This window comes from Streptomyces silaceus, assembly GCF_001419745.1.
In the GTDB taxonomy this organism is placed as follows: Bacteria; Actinomycetota; Actinomycetes; order Streptomycetales; family Streptomycetaceae; genus Streptomyces; species Streptomyces silaceus.
Genome location: NZ_LIRJ01000706.1, coordinates 1 through 1492, shown reverse-complemented (window position 1 = coordinate 1492; position 1492 = coordinate 1). Strand labels below are relative to the sequence as shown.

Annotated in this window: 1 protein-coding gene; it reads right to left on the bottom strand. The window is 75.5% G+C overall.

The window, feature by feature from the left end:
* Positions 1-118 precede the first annotated feature (118 nt).
* Positions 119-1486 carry an O-antigen ligase family protein gene (locus tag AOK22_RS38880; RefSeq protein WP_425264122.1) on the bottom strand — a complete coding sequence of 456 codons (1368 nt, stop codon included), beginning with the start codon at positions 1484-1486 and terminating at the stop codon, positions 119-121.
* Positions 1487-1492 lie beyond the last annotated feature (6 nt).

Below are 1492 nucleotides of genomic sequence, written 5' to 3'. Positions count from 1 at the left end.
CCCGAAGCCACCCCCGCCTGCCCGCCCGTCCGCGAGGCGATCTCCGCCTCTCCACCCGTCTGCGTGGTCACCCCGGTCGGGGTGTCCCCGTTCGACGCCACCCCCGGCGGCACCGTCGTCATCGTGGGCCTGCCTCTCGGGGGCGGTGGGAGCCGAGTGCCCACCAGGCCGCAGCTCCGAAGGCGATCGCCATCAGGACCGTGGAGGGGCCGCCGATGTCGGCGTACACGAAGTCGATGAGCTGCCAGATCAGCAGACCGCAGGCCATCAGCGCGCAGTCCAGCTCCGGGCCCCCGGCCCGCCCGCGCCGCACGCGGACGCGGTGCCAACGGCGCACCGCGCACACCAGCAGGGCCGCCCAGCTGCCGGCCAGCGCGGTCAGGCCGAGCAGGCCCTGTTCGCCGAGCACGAGCAGGTACATGTTGTGCGGCGACAGCAGCGGCTGGCGTACGAAGCCGTGACCGGCGCCCGCCGTGTCGCTGCCGGAGGACAGGGCCAGCGAGGCGTGGCTGTCGCGGTACTCGGGGAAGCCCTTCAGGCCCACTCCGGTCACCGGCCGTTCGCGCCACATGTCGATCGAGGCCGCCCACATCGTGTAGCGGTCGGTGACCGACTGGTCGGGCGCGTCCGCGACCTGGGTGATGCTGCTGAGCCGCTCCTGGAGCATCGCGGAGCCCACGCCGAACCCCGCCACCAGGACCACGGCGACCGCGCCCCCGGCCAGCAGGACCCGGCCCGCCCGGCGCAGCCCGGCAAGGAGCAGCACCGCGACGCAGGCCGCCACCGTGGCGATCCACGCCCCGCGGCTGAAGGACAGCGCCAGCGGCACCGTCAGCAGCGCCGCGCACACCGCCGCCGCCGTCCGCTGGCGCGGCGCGTCGGGGCGGAAGGCGAGCGCGAGGGCGCACACGAGGCCGTAGGACACGACCGTGGCCATCCCCATGACGTCCGTGGAGCCGAACGTGCCCACGGCCCGGATGTCCTCGCCCATGTACGAGGCGCCGGTGCCGGTGAGGTACTGGTGCACCCCGAGGACGCCCTGCCACAGCGCGAGCGCGACGAACGCCCAGGCGACCACGCGGAACTGGCGCGCGTCACGGATCAGGAGCAGCACCGCGGCGGGCACCAGCACGAAGATCTGGAGATAGCGCGCGGCACCGGCCACGCCGGTCGCGGAGGAGGAGGCGCCGAAGGCGGCCACGGTGATGCCGACGACCGGAAGTCCCAGGATCACCGCGGCGCTCCGGGTCAGCGGCCGCCGCCGGGACCGCACGCTCAGCACGACGGCCTGGCCGACGACCAGCGCGGACACCGCGTCGGCGATCTTCCCGCCCGACGAGGTGCTCTCGGCGGGCACCGGCAGCGCGAGCAGGGCGATCACGACGAGGACCGGCAGGATCGACGCGTGGGCGCGCAGCCAGGGCAGCACCGCGCCGCCCGGCCGCCGCACGGGCTCGGCCGTCGGCAGGGGGCGGGCGGCGGGCAGCACGGG